Genomic DNA, 17,093 nt, shown 5'->3' with positions numbered 1-17,093 from the left:
GGATATTATGGCTAACATTATTAACGTCATTGGTCGCGAAATCATGGATTCGCGTGGTAACCCAACAGTAGAAGCTGAAGTACATCTTGATGATGGCTCTTTTGGTATGGCTGCGGCACCATCAGGTGCATCTACTGGTTCACGTGAAGCATTAGAATTACGTGACGGCGACAAAGCACGTTACTTAGGTAAAGGTGTCTTAAAAGCAGTTGAAGCGGTAAACGGCCCAATTGCAGATGCACTAAAAGGTAAAGATGCATTGGCTCAAGCTGAACTTGACCAAATCATGATTGACTTAGATGGTACTGAAAATAAAGCTAAATTTGGTGCTAACGCTATTTTAGCTGTGTCTTTAGCTGCGGCTAAAGCTGCTGCAGCATCAAAGAAAGTGCCTTTATATGTCCATATCGCTGATTTAAACGGTACGCCTGGTGTTTACTCTATGCCACTACCAATGATGAACATCATTAATGGTGGTGAGCATGCTGATAACTCAGTAGATATTCAAGAGTTTATGATTCAGCCTGTTGGCGCTGCTAACTTCCGTGAAGGTTTACGCATGGGTGCTGAAGTATTCCATAGCCTAGCGAAAGTCTTAAAAGCTGACGGTCATTCAACTGCAGTGGGTGATGAAGGTGGTTTTGCACCTAACCTTCCATCTAATGCATCAGCATTAGCTGCAATTAAAGTCGCTGTAGCGAATGCCGGTTACGAGTTAGGTAAAGACATCACACTAGCGATGGACTGTGCCGCATCTGAGTTTTATGACAAAGAAGCAAATATCTATGACCTTAAAGGTGAAGGTAAAAAATTCACTTCAGAAGAGTTTAACTACTTCTTACAAGATCTAACGAAAGAATACCCAATTGTTTCAATTGAAGATGGTCTTGACGAGTCTGATTGGGACGGTTTTGCACACCAAACTAAATTGTTAGGTGACAAAATCCAATTAGTTGGTGACGATTTATTCGTGACAAACACTAAAATTTTGAAGCGCGGTATCGACAACGGTATTGCTAACTCAATCTTAATCAAATTTAACCAAATTGGTTCGTTAACTGAAACGTTAGCTGCAATCAAAATGGCTAAAGACGCAGGCTTTACTGTCGTCATTTCTCATCGTAGTGGTGAAACAGAAGATGCAACGATTGCAGACTTAGCTGTTGGTACTGCTGCAGGCCAAATTAAAACGGGCTCATTAAGTCGTAGTGATCGTGTTGCAAAGTACAACCAACTACTTCGTATTGAAGAAGCACTAGGTGAGAAAGCACCTTATAACGGTTTAAAAGAAGTGAAAGGCCAAGCTTAATTTCAATTCTTAGCTAAATCTTAAAAAGGTCACCACTAGGTGGCCTTTTTTGTTGTACTATAGCATTACTATTATTTTTAAATTTCGCCGAAAACCAACTATATGAAACGACTTTTACTATTACTTTTTATCTTAGTAGGCTTGTTGCAGTATCGACTATGGTTAGGCGAGAACAACCTTTCTCAGTATATGAATTTGCAAAAGCAAATTGCCAGCCAACAAGAAAGTAATAATAAACTTATTGCAAGAAACCTCGTGCTTAAAGAAGAGATTATTGATCTTAAAAGTGGCACTGAAGCAATTGAAGAACGTGCTCGCAATGAGCTAGGCATGGTAAAGGAAGGAGAAACTTTCTATCGTGTCGTAGGTAATAACCCTCGTAATAATTCTACCTTTGGTCAGTAAAAAAATGATGAAGTCTGTAACATCAGATGTGATTGCCATTGTGCCGGCAGCTGGCATTGGCGCAAGAATGGGCGCCACTATCCCTAAACAGTATTTAGCACTTGGTGAGCAAAGTATTTTAGCCCACACCTTAGATAGCTTAATCACTCATGCTGATATCAGTGAAGTCATTGTTGCTTTGCATCCTGAGGATCGATTCTTTGAGACATTGTCTCAGGCTGAACATCCAAAGATAACGACAGTTATTGGCGGAGATGAACGAGCTGATTCTGTGCTCGCCGCTCTTAGCGCTATCTGTAAAAATGATCACAGTACTCAGCCTAAATGGGCATTGGTTCATGATGCAGCAAGACCATGTTTAACCCAAACTGATATCGATAAATTACTCTCTTCTCGAGAGCAATTTCCACAAGGCGCTATTTTGGCTATGCCAGTAAGAGATACCATGAAAAGGTGTGAGTCATCGAGTCAGTCAATTGCAGAAACCGTGTGCCGAGATAATTTATGGCATGCATTGACGCCACAGCTATTTCCAGCAGGGCAGTTGCAACAACATCTATCATCAGCACTTGAGCAAAATATCACGATTACAGATGAAGCCAGTGCAATGGAGTGGGCTGGCGTGAAGCCAGGCTTGGTCAACGGTAGAGCTGACAATATTAAAGTGACTCACCCTGATGATCTGCAACTTGCAAAGCTGTTTTTAGCGCATATCAACAGCAAATAAGCTTGATAAACCTATACGCATAAACATTAACGAAAAGTGATAATGATGAATATACGAATTGGACATGGTTTTGACGTACACAAGTTTGGTGGCGATAAGCCACTTATTTTAGGCGGTGTCACAGTACCTTATGAGACGGGATTAATTGCTCACTCAGATGGTGATGTTGTGCTGCATGCTGTTTCAGATGCGATTTTAGGCGCTATGGCGCTTGGAGATATCGGTAAGCATTTTCCTGACACCGATGCTGAATTTGCAGGGGCTGATAGCCGTGTTTTATTAAGACATTGCTTTAATCTCGCAAAGCAGAAGCAATTTATTGTAGGCAACCTTGATGTCACTATTATTGCTCAAGCGCCTAAAATGCTACCTCATATTGAAGCCATTCGTCAGTGTATTGCGACTGATTTAGAGACGCATGTTGAGAATATTAATGTTAAAGCGACAACGACCGAAAAGTTAGGTTTTACAGGTCGCAAAGAAGGTATAGCCGTTGAGTCAGTTGTTTTAATGACACAAAAATAGTTAAACCGTTTTCTTGTAAGTGCCGTTCAACTTACAACCCCAATGAGTTAGAGAAAATATCATGAGTTCGTTACATTACCTTTTTGGTAAGCCTGCATGTAAAGCTGATTTACGTACTGTAAACAGTGATTTTATCGTTAAAGAAATGCTCCCTTTCAGTCCAACAGGTGAAGGTGAGCATCATATGATCCATGTGCGTAAAGAGGGCTTGAATACCAATCAGGTGGCTGAAATCTTGGCTAAATTCGCTAAAGTTCATCAAAAAGAAGTGACGTACGCGGGCCAAAAAGATAAAAACGCCGTTACTGAGCAATGGTTCGGAGTCAGAATTCCGGGAAAAGAAACCCCTGACTGGCAGTCTCTTTCAACAAAAGATAATAATGATGCAAAGGCGAATGAAGTTGACTTAGCGAATAAAGAAAATACCCCTCGCTTAACCATATTATCTAGTCAGCGCCATAGTAAAAAATTGCGTATTGGGGCATTACTTGGAAATCGTTTTGAACTCACCCTGCGCAATGTCAGTGACAAGGCTGAGCTTGAGAAACGTATTTTACAGGTAATGCAAACTGGTGTCCCTAATTATTTTGGGGAACAGCGCTTTGGCCATCAAGGTAAGAATTTGATTTTTGGCCAGCAAATGCTAGCTGGAAAAAAGTAAAAGATCGAAAAAAGCGCAGTATGTATCTTTCGGCAGTTCGCTCTAATGTGTTTAATCAAGTGGTGTCTTATCGATTAAACCATCATAGTATTGCTCCTCTGACAGGTGATTGCGTCATGCTTGCGGGGAGTAAAAGTTTTTTTGTGACAGATAAATGGGATCCTGAAACATTAGCAAGGTTATCAAGTAATGATATTCAGTTATCGGCGCCGTTATGGGGAAGAGGTAGCATACTCCCTCAAGCTGATGCAGCTAATGTTGAGCAAGCTGCGTTAATAGCACTAACAAACGATCTACAAGGGTTAGAGCAAGCTGGGTTAGAGCAAGAAAGACGGCCTATGCTGTTAAAACCGCAAGCATTGAAATATCGTTTTGAACAAGACACCTTGCTCATAGAGTTCATATTACCTGCAGGTAGCTATGCAACTTCCGTTTTGCGAGAGTTATTGGATTATCAAGATGTGCAGGAAGTTGCACGTCAGCAAAGGGTTGCAGAACAACAAATGCAAGCTTCAATGCAAGCAGAAAACCTACAAAAAGCACAAGAGTCGACAAAGTGATTAATATACTTGTTAGTAATGATGATGGAGTAACGGCTCCTGGTATAAAAGCCCTTGCTGTTGAACTTGCTAAAATCGCGAAGGTAAAAGTGGTCGCTCCTGATCGTAACTGTTCTGCAGCGAGTAATTCTTTGACCTTGACTAATCCATTAAGAATTAATAACTTAGATAATGGGTATATTGCGGTTAATGGCACACCTTCCGATTGTGTTCACTTAGCAATTCGTGAGCTATGTGATAATGAACCCGATATTGTCGTATCTGGCATTAATGCAGGCGCAAACATGGGTGATGACACATTATATTCAGGCACAGTGGCAGCTGCGATGGAAGGGCGATTTTTAGGACTGCCTGCCATTGCTGTGTCTTTAGTTGGCAAAGAGCTGATACATTATCAAAGTGCTGCAATTTATGCGGCTAGAATTGTACAAGGCTTGCTTGAACACCCCATTAATAATGATCAAATTTTAAATGTTAACGTCCCTGACTTGCCAGTAGAAGAAATCAAAGGCATACGCGTGACTCGCCTAGGCTCGAGACATAAAGCTGAAGGCATGATCAAAGCTCAAGATCCTGCTGGGCGAGATATATACTGGTTAGGCCCGCCAGGTAAAGAACAAGATGCGAGTGATGACACAGACTTTGGCACTGTAGAGCAAGGTTTTGTTTCAATCACTCCGTTAACTGTCGACTTAACTGCATATAATCAGCTTGCTGGTTTAGAGAACTGGATAAATAAACTATGAGCCAGGTAGCCTCAACAGTTGCCATTAATTTAGCGAGAAAGTTACACGAAGCTGGGATTCGTAATAATGCCGTCTTACAAGCCGTGTCTAATACTCCAAGAGAGCTATTTTTAGATGGCGCTTTGGCGCATAAAGCTTATGAGAATACCGCCTTACCTATTGGGCAAGGACAAACGATTTCTCAGCCTTATATTGTCGCAAGAATGACTGAATTGTTGTTACAACATAATCCTAGCAAAGTGTTGGAGATTGGCACAGGTTCAGGATATCAAGCTGCAATATTAGCTCAGTTAGTGCCGCAACTGTGCACTATTGAACGAATTAAAGCGTTGCAAATTCAAGCTCGGCAGCGATTAAAGCGTTTAGATTTGCATAACGTTTCTTTTAAATACGGTGATGGCTGGAAAGGGTGGCAGAACAAAGCCCCTTTTGATGCCATTATGGTGACTGCTGCTGCAGCTTCAGTGCCAGAAGCTTTATTGATGCAGTTATCAGAAGGCGGTGTATTAGTGATCCCTGTTGGAGAAGACTCCCAGCAATTATTAAAAATTACTCGTCACGGGAATGAGTACAGTTCACAGATTATTGAGGCAGTAAAATTCGTCCCATTAATTAATGGTGAACTCGCTTAATTAGGGTGATATTTCCTATCATTTTGGAGAACATGCTTGAAGTATCACAATTGGGTTTTAATCACTTTCATATTGCTTTCAATTACGGGCTGTAGTTTTCAAGCTCATACCCCAGCACCTGTGAGTAGTATTTCGGCTTCTGCTGGGCCGAAATACAATAAAGGCTCGATCACCTCTGGCACTTACAAAGTAAAACGTGGTGATACCTTGTATTCAATTTCTTGGGGGGCAGGCAAGGATTTTAGCGATATTGCTAAATATAATCGCCTCAAAGCACCTTACACAATTTACCCCGGGCAGACGCTGAAACTCTATCAGCCTACACCTAGCAAAACGTCAACTAAACCGGTTGCTGTAGCGAACAGTAAACCTAAGCCTGCAAAGAAACCTGTGGCAAAACAAACTACAGCTACAAAACAGGCTAGCACTAGCGCTGATAAAAATAGTACAAAAAAAGAGCTTGATCACAAAGCAAAGCCTGCGTATTCTGTAAAAACTACCCAAGAAAAAACGGTACAAGTAGCGAAAAATCCTGTTTCACGCTTGCCAGACAAAGTAAGTAAGTGGAATTGGCCGAGTAAAGGTCGAATAATAGGGTATTTCTCTACCACTCAACAGGGGAATCAGGGCATTAAGCTTGCGGGTTCTCGCGGTGATATTATTAAAGCCGCAGCTGATGGAAGAGTGGTTTATGCCGGCAATGCACTTCGTGGATATGGTAATTTAGTCATTATTAAGCATAACGAAGATTTTTTAAGTGCATATGCCCATGCTGATGCAATATTGGTCAAAGAAAAACAATATGTAAATGCAGGACAGACAGTGGCGAAAATGGGTAGCACAGGGGCAAACCAGGTGATGTTACATTTTGAGATCCGTCTCCATGGTAAGTCAGTTAACCCATTAAATTATTTACCTAAACGCTAACTGTTTAGTTCACATTAAAACGGAGGATAGGCAAGTGCAGTAGATACTTAAATTTTATCAGGTTTGGGAGAGCACCATATGAGCCAGAAACAAAACGCTGCAGTAGCAGAAGAGCTTATGGATTTAGCTAAACAACCAGAAGAGGTTGCACTAAAGGCAGGAACTAAAGCCAAAACAGCACAGCAACCCGATATCGACCAACAAGTTCAAGATGATCTGCAAAAGAATCTTGACGCCACTCAACTATATTTAGGTGAGATTGGTTTTTCCCCTTTGCTTAGTGCAGAAGAAGAAGTCTTCTTTTCACGTAAAGCACTCAAAGGCTGCGAGAAATCTCGTAACCGCATGATAGAAAGTAACTTACGTTTAGTTGTTAAAATTGCCAGAAGGTATAACAACCGTGGACTAGCGTTACTTGATCTTATTGAAGAAGGTAACCTAGGACTTATTCGCGCGGTCGAAAAATTTGACCCAGAGCGAGGCTTTCGTTTTTCAACTTATGCGACATGGTGGATAAGACAGACCATTGAGCGCGCTATCATGAATCAAACTCGCACCATTCGTTTACCTATTCATGTCGTTAAAGAGCTTAACGTGTACCTTCGTACCGCAAGACAATTGGCTCAAAAATTAGATCATGAGCCCACGGCTGAAGAAATCGCAGATACGTTAGATGTTTCTACTAGCGATGTAAGCCGCATGTTAAAGCTAAACGAAAAAATCACTTCTGTAGATACGCCATTAGGCGGCGAAAATGATAAAGCCTTATTAGATGTCATTGCTGATGATGATTCGGTTGGACCTGATTACAAAGTGCAGGATGAAGATCTATCAAATTCGATAGTAGGTTGGCTAAATGAGCTAAATACTAAGCAAAGAGAAGTGCTCGCGAGACGTTTTGGTTTATTAGGTTATGAGCCTTCTACATTAGAAAATGTGGGTGCTGAGATTGGCCTAACGCGTGAACGTGTCCGCCAGATCCAAGTTGAAGCTTTAAAACGATTGAAAGATGTTTTAGGTGCACAAGGCTTGTCAGTTGAAGCGTTATTCAGAAGCTAATTTGTTGGAATAAGCTTTAGTATGCTTTCAGTGAATAAGGACATTAATCATGTCCTTTTTTATTGTCTGTTGAAAACGAGGAATAAGAAACAATGAATAAAAATGTCATTAGTTTTATCAGTATTGTATGTGTTGTGATATTGACTGGTTGTCAAAGCACAAGAGACACAATGATAGAACAAGGTTATCCCCTAGCTTATGCCGATGGTTTTCAGGATGGGTGCGATAGCGGTAACAAGGCTGGCGGAAGTTTGTTTGATGAGTTTAAAAAAGATGTCAATCGCTTTAATCAGGAGCAGGATTATGCTCAAGGCTGGACCGATGGATTTAGACAGTGTGAAACTGAGCAAGAATCAATACAGCGCCAAGTAAGAATGAGCATCGAGCAACAGAAATTACAGCAACAGACCAAGAGTAATGAGTTAGCTGAGCAACATGCATTAGAGCGAGAAGTCATGAAAGGAGTTGATACGAGTAGCCTAAAATCATTAGAGAAGTGACCAGGCTATACTCAATGCTGTTAGTGAATAAAAAAACGCTGCGAAATCATCGCAGCGTTTTTTGTATTGAGTCTATAAATAGATGTATTAAAGCTGAGCTAACCTTTTAAGTTCATACAACATATCTAAAGCCTGTTTAGGCGTTAAATTGTCTGGGTTTATCTGAGCTAACTTGTCTGTTGCAGCAGATGACTGGGGTTCAGGTAATGTCAGGTTTAATGCTTCTTGAATCGGTACTTGATTGTTATTAGCAAAGTCACGACTTTCAAGCATATGCAGTTTTTGTTTCGCCGCTTTGATGACGTGGGCTGGTACCCCTGCTAGTGAAGCAACTTGTAAGCCATAACTTTTACTCGCAGCGCCCTCTTGAACTGCATGCATAAAGGCAATTGTGTCCCCGTGCTCGACGGCATCTAAATGCACGTTAGCGGTTCCATTAATCTGTTCTGGCAATTGTGTTAGCTCAAAATAGTGGGTTGCAAACAAGGTTAATGCAACCACTTTTTCAGCTAAATACTCTGCTGCTGACCAAGCTAGAGATAAACCGTCATAGGTCGAAGTACCTCGACCGATTTCATCCATTAAAACTAAACTTTTCTCTGTAGCATTATGAAGAATGTTAGCGGTTTCTGTCATTTCGACCATAAAAGTAGAACGTCCAGAAGCGAGATCGTCAGAGGCGCCGATACGTGTAAATATTCGATCTACAGGGCCGATAATTGCTTTTTGTGCAGGTACAAAGCTACCTATATGAGCCATAAGCGTGATTAACGCAACCTGACGCATATAAGTCGACTTACCCCCCATATTGGGCCCTGTTACGATAAGCATTCTTCGCTTAGGCGCGAGGTTGACTGGGTTGGCAATAAATGGTGTTTGGCTAACTAATTCGACCACAGGATGACGGCCAGACTCGATATGAATACCAATGTCATTACTGATTTCTGGACAATGATAATCCAGTGTTTCAGCTCGCTCTGCAAAGTTGCTTAGCACATCTAATTCGGATGCAGCTTGGGCAAACAGTTGTAGTTCATGCAATTTAGGTAAAAGTAAATCAAATAACTCTTCCCAAAGCTGCTTTTCAATCGCTAATGCCTTTCCTTGACTAGATAGCACTTTCTCTTCGTATTCTTTTAACTCTGGTGTGATGTAGCGTTCGGTATTCTTTAGTGTTTGACGACGCTGATAGCTCAAAGGAACTTGATCTGATTGTAAGCGACTCACTTCGATATAGTAGCCGTGAACCCGGTTGTAGCCGACCTTTAAGGTATTGATGCCTGTTTGTTCTTTTTCACGGTTTTCTAATTGTACTAGATAATCAGATGCCCCTTCACTTAGGCCACGCCATTCATCTAGTTGTGCGTTGTAACCCGCTTTAATTACGCCGCCATCACGGATAAGCATAGGCGGATTATCGACAATCGCATTTTCCAATAGCTGTTGCTGCTCTGGAAACTCGCCTAATAAATTGGCTAGACGTTGGAGTTCACTTTGTTGACAGTGACCTAAAGTTTGCTGAATTTCAGGTAATAAAGCCAACGCCTGGCGAAGACGGGCAAAATCTCGTGGGCGTGCGCTGCGAATAGCTAGCCTCGCCATGATACGTTCGATATCGCCAAGGGCTTTTAATTGCTGGTGTAAATCTGCATATAACCCCGTATCAATTAACTCAGCAACTGCTTGTTGCCTTTGGCTAATATGCTGTTGGTCACGCAGCGGTTGGTGGATCCATCGCTGCAACATACGACTTCCCATCGGCGTCGCTGTCTTATCGAGTACCCAAGCTAAGGTATTATCACGTGAACCAGATAAATTAATAGTAAGCTCTAAGTTTCGGCGGGTGGCAGCATCAAGAATGATAGTATCAGCCTGATTAAACATGGTGATGCTATTAATATGAGGCAAAGCTGTTTTTTGTGTGTCTTTGACATATTGCATTAAGCAGCCAGCTGCTTGAAGCGAAAGCCTAGCATTTGTAATACCAAATCCATGAAGATCTTTGGTACCAAATTGCTCTAGAAGTAATTGAATGCTGGTATCGTAATCAAACTCCCATTCAGGTCTTCGACGTATGCCTTTGCGATTTTCAATTAATTGGCGGTCAAGTAAATCTTCACTGTAGAGCAATTCTGCAGGACTGGTACGTTGCAGTTCAGCTTCCAGTGTTTCTTCATTTTCAAGTTCAACAATAACAAATCGACCAGACGAAACATCTAAAGTCGCGTAGCCAAATCCACTCTTACCCTGATATACCGCAGCAAGTAAGTTATCCTGCTTTTCTTGTAGTAAGGCCTCGTCGGTTAAGGTACCTGGGGTAACAATTCTTACAACTTTACGCTCAACTGGTCCTTTACTTGTAGCAGGGTCACCGACTTGTTCACAAATAGCGACAGATTGACCAATTTGAACCAATTTTGCGAGGTAACCTTCAACGGCGTGGTAGGGAAGCCCTGCCATGGGAATCGCGTTACCACCACTTTTTCCACGTGCAGTTAATGAGATACCTAACAGTTCAGATGCCAGCTTAGCGTCTTCATAAAATAATTCATAAAAGTCTCCCATACGATAAAACAACAGCATTTCAGGATGCTGTGCTTTCAGCGTTAAATACTGGCGCATCATGGGAGTGTGCTTTTCTAAATTTGGGTCTTCATTTACGGTCATTAAGTGATTGCTCTTACTTTATTTTGAATTAGGCTAAGTCTGGGTCAATATAGGCGGTCATCTTAACAACAATTGATTTGATACCCAATAGAATCGCAACGATGCTATGCCGTCTTGCCCTTGTTTACTGATTTTTTGAACAATACTTATTGTTGTAAACTCAAGTATTTACCCAACCTAGAAGTACTGTATACAGTGGTTTTGTTTGTCTGCTATTTATCGTTATTAATATATTATTGTTATTAACTGTATGATTTTTAATGTGTAAATAATAGTAAGGTAAAAAAAGGAAAAAAATTATACAGTAACTATTGATACTGTATGATTATACAGTATACTGAGCTCATATTACGAAACAGACAAATTTATTCGTTACCAAGTTCGTTATTCGAACTGAGTCACCTTAAAGGGATAAAGAGAATGAAAGCAGATCCAAATAAAGAGAAAGCGCTGAATGCTGTATTAGGTCAAATTGAAAAGCAATTTGGTAAAGGTTCAATCATGAAGTTGGGCGCTGATCGCACAATGGATGTTGAAACCATTTCTACAGGTTCGCTTTCGTTGGATGTTGCCTTAGGTGCTGGTGGTTTACCAATGGGACGTATCGTTGAAATTTACGGTCCAGAATCATCGGGTAAAACAACGTTAACACTTGAAGTTATTGCTGCAGCACAACGTGAAGGCAAAACGTGTGCGTTTATTGATGCTGAGCATGCTCTAGACCCTATCTATGCAAAAAATCTAGGTGTCGATATTGATAACCTATTATGTTCACAACCTGATACTGGTGAGCAAGCGCTTGAAATCTGTGATGCGCTAACACGTTCAGGTGCTGTTGATGTAATTATTGTCGATTCTGTTGCAGCATTAACACCAAAAGCTGAAATTGAAGGTGAAATTGGTGATTCTCATATGGGCCTTGCCGCACGTATGATGAGCCAAGCAATGCGTAAGCTTGCAGGTAACTTAAAACAGTCAAATACGCTACTTATTTTCATTAACCAAATTCGTATGAAAATTGGTGTTATGTTTGGTAACCCTGAAACCACAACGGGTGGTAATGCACTTAAATTCTACGCTTCTGTACGTTTAGATATTCGTCGTACAGGTGCTATTAAAGACGGCGATGCTGTCGTAGGTAACGAGACTCGAGTAAAGGTCGTTAAAAATAAAATTGCAGCGCCATTTAGACAAGCTGAATTCCAAATTCTTTACGGTAAAGGTATTAACCGTACTGGTGAGCTCGTTGATTTAGGTGTAGCACACAAGCTGGTTGAGAAAGCTGGTGCTTGGTACAGCTACCAAGGCAACAAGATTGGTCAAGGCCGCGCAAATGCGGGGAAATACCTAGTTGAAAACCCTGCAGTAGCAGAAGAAATTGAAGCAAATTTACGTCAAATGCTATTAAGCACTGAAAAAGAAGCGGCACCAGCTGAGTCGGATGAAAACATCGATTTAGAAACAGGTGAAGTGTTCTAATCACGTTTTAACAGTAATGAAAATAACTATCGCGGTCGACATGAGTCGGCCGCGATTTTTTTGTAAGTGCTCTATTAACTGTCATATGTGATCGAACGCCGCGCGTAAGGAAATGACTTCATTAAAGACGTCATTTAGCTCGTATTACGGCACAGATTATTAAAAACCAATTAACCGATTGCAGTAATCGCCCCTCATAGCAAGAAAATCGCTAATCTAAATACGCTTGGATCTCGCACCTTCAGTTTGTTTAAGTATATAATGTTGCCAATTTAAAGCTGATATTCAGCTTCATGATAAATAGAATTTATCCATTTAGGGCGATTTCATGTTTCAGACCACCACAGAATTAAGAAGCGCATTTTTAGCGTATTTTGGTAACAACGGACACCAAGTTGTCGACAGTAGCTCGTTAGTACCACATAACGATCCAACGTTATTATTTACAAATGCGGGTATGAACCAATTTAAAGAAGCTTTTCTAGGATTGGAAAATCGTGGTTATTCACGTGCAACGACATCGCAACGTTGTGTTCGTGCTGGTGGTAAGCATAATGACTTAGATAATGTAGGTTACACCGCCCGTCACCATACTTTCTTTGAAATGTTAGGTAATTTTAGTTTTGGTGATTACTTTAAAGAAGAAGCCATTTCATATGCGTGGAACTTCTTAACCCAAACACTGAAATTACCAACAGAAAAACTTTGTGTCACTATTTACGATACTGATGACGAAGCCTTTGAAATCTGGAATAAGAAAATCGGTGTTGCTGCTGAAAATATTATTCGTATTGGTGATAACAAAGGCGCTCCTTATGCCTCTGACAACTTCTGGCAAATGGGTGATACAGGTCCTTGTGGTCCATGTTCAGAGATCTTTTATGATCATGGCGAGCACATTTGGGGCGGCCGCCCTGGTACACCAGAAGAAGATGGCGATCGCTTCATTGAAATCTGGAATATCGTTTTCATGCAGTACAACCGTCAAGCTGACGGTGAAATGAAACCGCTACCAAAACCTTCAGTAGATACCGGTATGGGAATTGAGCGTATTGCAGCTATCATGCAAGGCGTTCACTCAAACTACGAAATTGATATTTTCCAAGCGTTAATCAAAGAAGCGGCGGAAATTATTGGGGTTGAAGATCTAGAAAATAAATCACTGCGCGTAATTGCTGACCATATTCGTTCTTGTTCATTCTTAATTGCTGATGGTGTGATGCCGTCGAATGAAGGCCGTGGTTATGTATTGCGTCGTATCATTCGTCGTGCAGTGCGTCACGGTAATAAATTAGGTGCAACCGATACGTTCTTCTTTAAATTACTGCCTACCCTAATTGAAGTCATGGGCGATGCGGGTAAAAGTTTGGTTGAAGCTAAAGCGATTATTGAAAAATCGTTAAAAGCTGAAGAAGAACAATTTGCCAGAACACTAGAGCGTGGCTTAGGTATTTTAGATGCAGCGTTAAACGAGTTAGATACTAACGTTTTAGATGGTGAAACAGCCTTTAAACTTTACGATACCTATGGTTTCCCAGTGGATCTAACAGCTGACGTCTGTCGTGAACGTGATATTACCGTTGATGAAGCCGGTTTCGAAGCTGCGATGGCTGAGCAAAGAAGCCGTGCACAAGCTGCTGGTAATTTTGGTACTGATTATAATACTGGTCTTAAAATCGAAGGTGAAACTGAGTTTTGTGGTTACACCGAATTAAACGGTGAAGGCAGTGTTTCTGCAATTTATGTTGGTGGTGAATCAGTCGAGACGTTAGCAGCAGGTCAAGAAGCGGTAATCGTATTAGATAACACGCCTTTTTATGCTGAGTCAGGTGGTCAGGTAGGTGATAAAGGCTTACTTTCAATTGGCGAAAATGTTTTTGAAGTTGCTGATACGCAAATCTTTGGTCAAGCATTTGGTCACGAAGGTAAGTTAACGGCAGGTACATTGACTGTAGGCCAAAAAGTCACTGCAGAAGTGGATAAGAAATTACGCCACCGTACACAGTTAAATCACTCGGTGACTCATTTATTACATGCCGCCCTTCGTAATGTTTTAGGTACTCACGTAAATCAAAAGGGATCTTTAGTTAACCCTGAGCGTTTACGTTTTGACTTTGCGCACTTTGAAGCCGTAACTGCTGCAGAGCTCAAGCAAGTAGAAGATATGGTTAATACCCAAATCCGTCGTAACCATCAGCTAAAAACTGCTGTGATGGGTATTGATGAGGCAAAAGAGCAGGGCGCTATGGCCTTGTTTGGCGAAAAGTACGACAGTGAAGTACGCGTTGTGACTATGGGTGATTTCTCGATTGAACTCTGTGGTGGTACACATGTTGGCCGTACAGGTGATATTGGTTTATTCAAAATCACTTCTGAAGGCGGTATTGCGGCGGGTATTCGTCGTATTGAAGCGGTGACTGGCGCTGCGGCAATGGAGTATGTTGCTGAACAGCAAGCACAACTTGATAAAGCGGCTTCATTGTTAAAGTCTGACTCAGCTTCAGTTGTTGCTAAGCTTAAAGCGCAACTTGATAAAGTGAAGCAACTAGAAAAAGAAATGTCGCAGCTAAAAGATAAGTTAGCTGCTGCAGCTAGTGCAGATATTGCTGGTGAAGCCATTGAACTAAACGGCGTAAAAGTTCTAGTTAAAAAGCTTGAAGGCGTTGATCCTAAATCATTACGTGGTTTACAAGATGAGCTTAAGCAGAAGCTAAACTCAGCCATTATTGTGCTTGGTATTGCTAATGAAGGTAAAGTAAATCTTATTGCTGGTGTGAGTAAAGATTTAGTCGGTAAAGTGAAGGCTGGTGAGCTTGTTGCTATGGTCGCTCAGCAAGTTGGTGGTAAAGGCGGTGGTCGTCCTGATATGGCTCAAGCTGGCGGTACGCAACCAGAGAAACTTGATGATGCATTAGCATTAGTTCAACCTTGGTTAACAGAGCGTTTAGGCTAACGGTTAATTAAGATTAAAGTCACTCTCATAGAGCAATGAACATAAAGCATCTAATATCGGTAGCGGGTAAAAATGTGATTGATTTACCAGTGATTGTTAGTTGCTTTATGGCTTGAGTGATTGTTCAAGGTTTGGCATAGTAGAAACGTAATAATGACAGCGGTATTACGAAACCACATTTTTGAATAAAAACAGATTTAACGCACTGAAAATCATGTAAGTATAGTTTTTTATGCTTATTTGGTTATGAAAGCGACAAATTGTTTTGAAGGTTCTGTTTTAGCTTTGTCTAAAGAATGAACGTCAAATGTTAACAGCTTGAAACAATCGGACTTTAAAAATACCGAATTTCTTTATTTTTTGATTTTTTACAGTAAAAAGCTTAAAAATTTTATTGATTTAGTGTCGTTACTAATGATTTGTATTAAGCTAACTATATTAAAACGCGCATATTACGGATAGAAGCTGGTGTATGCTGATTGGACTAAAGGAGCAATCGAATGCTGATTTTGACTCGCCGTGTAGGCGAAACATTAATGATAGGTGATGAAGTTACAGTTACTGTGCTTGGCGTAAAAGGTAATCAGGTACGTATCGGTGTAAACGCACCTAAAGAAGTATCAGTTCATCGTGAAGAAATTTACCAACGTATCCAGTCAGAAAAATCTGGCAATACGACCCCAGAAGGGGGCAATTTCTGATAAATCAGAATTGTTAGCTATACGAATAAGGCCAGCGAAAGCTGGCTTTATTGTTTTTGGATGGTAAATAATGCTGGATCAATGGAAGCTATCGCTGTTGCTTTAATCATTTTTAAGCGTTTTTAATCATCATTGCTGTGACGCTTCTTTTTTATCTTTGAGTCGTTGACGGCTTGAGTGTTGTCCTAACCCTTTAATTATTTCGTTCTTCATTTATTTGCTCTAATCATTATGCACACAATTATTCTCAAATAAGCTGATTTTTAGTTTATGGCCAGGTTTATCTACTTCATTTTAATGAATGACGACGATGGCTACAAAAATGATGGTTTATTGTTTTTATCTATAAAAACAAAAATCGGGTAAAAGAATTGATAAATATTGTGGCATATGTCGGCAATGTGATTAAAAACAGTTCAAATGAATATAGTTTCTGAAAAAGGGTTTGACTTATTTTCTTCAAACAGTAATATACCGCCCAAGAAAACGGAGAGGTGGCCGAGTGGCCGAAGGCGCTCCCCTGCTAAGGGAGTATGGGCTTTAACTCCCATCGAGGGTTCGAATCCCTCCCTCTCCGCCATTTCTTAAAAGTAGTAAACGATGCGCGTGTAGCTCAGCTGGATAGAGTACCTGGCTACGAACCAGGCGGTCGGAGGTTCGAATCCTCCCACGCGCACCATTACTATTAAAAAAGCAATATCAATACGATGCGCGTGTAGCTCAGCTGGATAGAGTACCTGGCTACGAACCAGGCGGTCGGAGGTTCGAATCCTCCCACGCGCACCATTGATATTATTTGCTTTTGTACCAAATTTTGCGCGTGTAGCTCAGCTGGATAGAGTACCTGGCTACGAACCAGGCGGTCGGAGGTTCGAATCCTCCCACGCGCACCATTATTGTTCGGAGAGGTGGCCGAGTGGCCGAAGGCGCTCCCCTGCTAAGGGAGTATGGGCTTTAACTCCCATCGAGGGTTCGAATCCCTCCCTCTCCGCCATTATTTGCATAATCTAAACCATGCAACTAAGCTCATTAGCAATGAGCAAGCTCGTGCTAAGCGAGCGATATAAAAGATTTGCGCGTGTAGCTCAGCTGGATAGAGTACCTGGCTACGAACCAGGCGGTCGGAGGTTCGAATCCTCCCACGCGCACCATTATTAGAGAATGCCCTGTAGCTTGCTACAGGGCATTTTTTATTGCTGGTTCGTACTGGTCAATTTAAGTGTCACTTTTCTATTTTCACTT

At 41.2% G+C, this 17,093-nt stretch carries 13 protein-coding genes, 6 tRNA genes and 1 pseudogene; 19 read left to right on the top strand and 1 reads right to left on the bottom strand.

Going from position 1 to position 17,093, the window contains the following annotated elements:
• Positions 1–7 precede the first annotated feature (7 nt).
• From eno to ACGEDC_RS02940, 10 genes and pseudogenes are all read left to right on the top strand, one after another.
• Entirely contained in the window at positions 8–1,309 is a 1,302-nt protein-coding gene (eno, locus tag ACGEDC_RS02985; RefSeq protein WP_055023768.1) for a phosphopyruvate hydratase, read from the top strand.
• Positions 1,310–1,411: 102 nt separating this feature from the next.
• A complete protein-coding gene (ftsB, locus tag ACGEDC_RS02980; RefSeq protein ID WP_055023769.1) occupies positions 1,412–1,714 on the top strand; it encodes a cell division protein FtsB in 303 nt (100 codons plus the stop codon).
• A 4-nt stretch (positions 1,715–1,718) separates the two neighbouring features.
• Complete coding sequence (ispD, locus tag ACGEDC_RS02975) at positions 1,719–2,441, top strand: 2-C-methyl-D-erythritol 4-phosphate cytidylyltransferase (RefSeq protein ID WP_394496346.1); 723 nt, start codon at positions 1,719–1,721, stop codon at positions 2,439–2,441.
• A gap of 45 nt (positions 2,442–2,486) precedes the next feature.
• On the top strand, positions 2,487–2,966 hold the full coding sequence (gene ispF / locus ACGEDC_RS02970) for a 2-C-methyl-D-erythritol 2,4-cyclodiphosphate synthase (protein WP_055023771.1): 480 nt from the start codon (positions 2,487–2,489) through the stop codon (positions 2,964–2,966).
• A 61-nt stretch (positions 2,967–3,027) separates the two neighbouring features.
• Positions 3,028–4,187: pseudogene (gene truD, locus ACGEDC_RS02965) on the top strand (tRNA pseudouridine(13) synthase TruD).
• A complete protein-coding gene (gene surE, locus ACGEDC_RS02960) occupies positions 4,184–4,933 on the top strand; it encodes a 5'/3'-nucleotidase SurE (protein WP_055023773.1) in 750 nt (249 codons plus the stop codon). The pseudogene truD and the gene surE overlap by 4 nt, the downstream one beginning before the upstream one ends.
• A complete protein-coding gene (locus ACGEDC_RS02955) occupies positions 4,930–5,565 on the top strand; it encodes a protein-L-isoaspartate(D-aspartate) O-methyltransferase (protein WP_055023774.1) in 636 nt (211 codons plus the stop codon). The genes surE and ACGEDC_RS02955 overlap by 4 nt, the downstream gene beginning before the upstream one ends.
• Before the next feature lie 36 nt (positions 5,566–5,601).
• The gene (locus ACGEDC_RS02950) at positions 5,602–6,492 is read left to right on the top strand and encodes a peptidoglycan DD-metalloendopeptidase family protein (RefSeq protein WP_394496343.1); all 891 of its coding nucleotides are present in this window, start codon (positions 5,602–5,604) and stop codon (positions 6,490–6,492) included.
• Between the two features lie 78 nt (positions 6,493–6,570).
• Positions 6,571–7,551 (top strand): RNA polymerase sigma factor RpoS, encoded by a 981-nt coding sequence (rpoS, locus tag ACGEDC_RS02945; RefSeq protein WP_055023776.1) that lies wholly within the window; start codon positions 6,571–6,573, stop codon positions 7,549–7,551.
• A 92-nt stretch (positions 7,552–7,643) separates the two neighbouring features.
• Complete coding sequence (locus ACGEDC_RS02940) at positions 7,644–8,051, top strand: hypothetical protein (RefSeq protein WP_055023777.1); 408 nt, start codon at positions 7,644–7,646, stop codon at positions 8,049–8,051.
• Between the two features lie 87 nt (positions 8,052–8,138).
• Here ACGEDC_RS02940 and mutS read toward each other — a convergent pair whose 3' ends face one another.
• Positions 8,139–10,718 (bottom strand): DNA mismatch repair protein MutS, encoded by a 2,580-nt coding sequence (gene mutS, locus ACGEDC_RS02935; protein WP_394496339.1) that lies wholly within the window; start codon positions 10,716–10,718, stop codon positions 8,139–8,141.
• Positions 10,719–11,138: 420 nt separating this feature from the next.
• On the opposite strand from mutS, the gene recA reads away from it, so the two are divergent.
• From recA to ACGEDC_RS02890, 9 genes are all read left to right on the top strand, one after another.
• Positions 11,139–12,197 carry a recombinase RecA gene (recA, locus tag ACGEDC_RS02930; RefSeq protein ID WP_055023779.1) on the top strand — a complete coding sequence of 353 codons (1,059 nt, stop codon included), beginning with the start codon at positions 11,139–11,141 and terminating at the stop codon, positions 12,195–12,197.
• Positions 12,198–12,525: 328 nt separating this feature from the next.
• Positions 12,526–15,150 carry an alanine--tRNA ligase gene (gene alaS, locus ACGEDC_RS02925; RefSeq protein WP_394496337.1) on the top strand — a complete coding sequence of 875 codons (2,625 nt, stop codon included), beginning with the start codon at positions 12,526–12,528 and terminating at the stop codon, positions 15,148–15,150.
• Positions 15,151–15,650: 500 nt separating this feature from the next.
• Positions 15,651–15,851, top strand: a complete 201-nt coding sequence (csrA, locus tag ACGEDC_RS02920) for a carbon storage regulator CsrA (RefSeq protein ID WP_055023781.1) — start codon at positions 15,651–15,653, stop codon at positions 15,849–15,851.
• A 488-nt stretch (positions 15,852–16,339) separates the two neighbouring features.
• A tRNA-Ser gene (locus ACGEDC_RS02915) sits at positions 16,340–16,431 on the top strand.
• A 22-nt stretch (positions 16,432–16,453) separates the two neighbouring features.
• A tRNA-Arg gene (locus tag ACGEDC_RS02910) sits at positions 16,454–16,530 on the top strand.
• 30 nt (positions 16,531–16,560) lie between these two features.
• Positions 16,561–16,637: transfer RNA gene (locus tag ACGEDC_RS02905), tRNA-Arg, on the top strand.
• Between the two features lie 30 nt (positions 16,638–16,667).
• Positions 16,668–16,744: transfer RNA gene (locus ACGEDC_RS02900), tRNA-Arg, on the top strand.
• A 9-nt stretch (positions 16,745–16,753) separates the two neighbouring features.
• Positions 16,754–16,845, top strand: a tRNA-Ser gene (locus tag ACGEDC_RS02895).
• 80 nt (positions 16,846–16,925) lie between these two features.
• A tRNA-Arg gene (locus ACGEDC_RS02890) sits at positions 16,926–17,002 on the top strand.
• Positions 17,003–17,093 lie beyond the last annotated feature (91 nt).

This window comes from Shewanella sp. ENK2 (genome assembly GCF_043568515.1).
Classification (GTDB): domain Bacteria; phylum Pseudomonadota; class Gammaproteobacteria; order Enterobacterales; family Shewanellaceae; genus Shewanella; species Shewanella japonica.
Note: the sequence above shows the minus strand (reverse complement) of the source record. Positions and strands in the feature narration are given on the sequence as shown.